The organism is Hominiventricola filiformis (assembly GCF_020686965.1).
In the GTDB taxonomy this organism is placed as follows: Bacteria; Bacillota; Clostridia; order Lachnospirales; family Lachnospiraceae; genus Hominiventricola; species Hominiventricola filiformis.
Map to the genome: position 1 here is coordinate 1 of NZ_JAJEPS010000048.1, position 2,218 is coordinate 2,218.

The 2,218-nt window shown below is 51.8% G+C and carries 1 rRNA gene; it reads left to right on the top strand.

What is annotated here, in order from left to right:
- Positions 1–2,208: ribosomal RNA gene (locus LKD36_RS17395) — 23S ribosomal RNA — on the top strand; the annotation flags it as partial.
- Positions 2,209–2,218: the final 10 nt, after the last annotated feature.

Here is a 2,218-nt window from a genome sequence, read left to right on the forward strand (position 1 = left end):
TATAGTCAGTCAGAGTAGACCCGAAACCGGGTGATCTACCCATGTCCAGGTTGAAGTTGCCGTAAAAGGCAATGGAGGACCGAACGCACATCCGTTGAAAAGGGTGGCGATGAGGTGTGGGTAGGGGAGAAATTCCAATCGAACCCGGAGATAGCTGGTTCTCCTCGAAATAGCTTTAGGGCTAGCCTCGGTTTAGTCTGCTGGAGGTAGAGCACTGAATTTCCTAGGGGGCGTCAAAGCTTACCGAAGAATATCAAACTCCGAATGCCAGCCAGATGATGACCGGGAGTCAGACTGCACGAGATAAGTTGGGTAGTCAAAAGGGAAAGAGCCCAGACCACCAGCTAAGGTCCCAAAGTGCGTGTTAAGTGGAAAAGGATGTGGGATTTCAAAGACAACCAGGATGTTGGCTCAGAAGCAGCCATACATTCAAAGAGTGCGTAATAGCTCACTGGTCGAGAGGTCCTGCGCCGAAAATGTCCGGGGCTAAAACACGACACCGAAGCTGTGGAATTAACTGATGTTAATTGGTAGAGGAGCATTCTTAAAGGGACGAAGCAGTACCGTAAGGAGCTGTGGACTGATAAGAAGAGAGAATGCCGGAATGAGTAGCGAGAGAGAGGTGAGAATCCTCTCGGCCGAATATCTAAGGTTTCCAGAGTAAAGCTGATCTGCTCTGGGTAAGTCGGGGCCTAAGGCGAGGTCGAAAGACGTAGTCGATGGATAACAGGTTGAGATTCCTGTACTGCTGTATAACAGAACTGTGGGGACACAGAGGGAGAGCACATCCCGGGAATGGAAATACCGGGGCAAGCGAGGTAGGAGCTGCAATGGCAAATCCGTGTAGCAATCCGAAGGCGTGATGCATAACGAAATTTAGTAGTGAATTGTGTGAGCCAGCTGTCAAGAAAAGCCGCTATTGTTTGTACAGTACCCGTACCGTAAACCGACACAGGTGGATGAGGAGAGAATCCTAAGGCCGACGGAAGAAGCATTGTTAAGGAACTCGGCAAAATGACCCCGTAACTTCGGGAGAAGGGGTGCCCTGTGAAAGCAGGGCCGCAGTGAAATGGCTCAAGCAACTGTTTAGCAAAAACACAGGTCTATGCAAAACCGAAAGGTGAAGTATATGGGCTGACGCCTGCCCGGTGCTGGAAGGTTAAGAGGAGAGGTTAGCGCAAGCGAAGCTTTGAATTTAAGCCCCAGTAAACGGCGGCCGTAACTATAACGGTCCTAAGGTAGCGAAATTCCTTGTCGGGTAAGTTCCGACCCGCACGAAAGGCGTAATGATTTGAGCACTGTCTCGACAATGCATCCGGTGAAATTGAAGTACCAGTGAAGATGCTGGTTACCCGCGCCAGGACGGAAAGACCCCATGGAGCTTTACTCCAGCTTGGTACTGGGATTCGGTATTGCATGTACAGGATAGGTGGGAGACAAGGAAATGGTGACGCCAGTTGCCATGGAGTCAATGTTGGGATACCACCCTTGCAGTATTGGATTTCTAACATGTGCCCGTGATCCGGGCAGTGGACAATGCCAGGCGGGGAGTTTGACTGGGGCGGTCGCCTCCGAAAGGGTATCGGAGGCGCCCAAAGGTTCCCTCAGAATGGTTGGAAACCATTCGCAGAGTGCAAAGGCAGAAGGGAGCTTGACTGTGACACCGACGGGTGGAGCAGGTACGAAAGTAGGGCTTAGTGATCCGGTGGTATTAAGTGGGAATGCCATCGCTCAACGGATAAAAGCTACCCTGGGGATAACAGGCTTATCACTCCCAAGAGTTCACATCGACGGAGTGGTTTGGCACCTCGATGTCGGCTCATCGCATCCTGGGGCTGTAGTAGGTCCCAAGGGTTGGGCTGTTCGCCCATTAAAGCGGTACGCGAGCTGGGTTCAGAACGTCGTGAGACAGTTCGGTCCCTATCCGGCGTGGGCGTAGGATATTTGAGAGGAGCTGTCCTTAGTACGAGAGGACCGGGATGGACTGACCTCTGGTGTATCGGTTGTTCCGCCAGGAGCATGGCCGAGTAGCCAAGTCGGGAAGGGATAAACGCTGAAGGCATCTAAGCGTGAAGCCCCCCTCAAGATGAGATATCCCATAGCACAAGCTAGTAAGACCCCTTGAAGACGACGAGGTAGATAGGGCAGAGGTGGAAGCGCAGTAATGCGTGAAGCTGACTGTTACTAATAGGTCGAGGGCTTAACCAAGAGGTTTAGG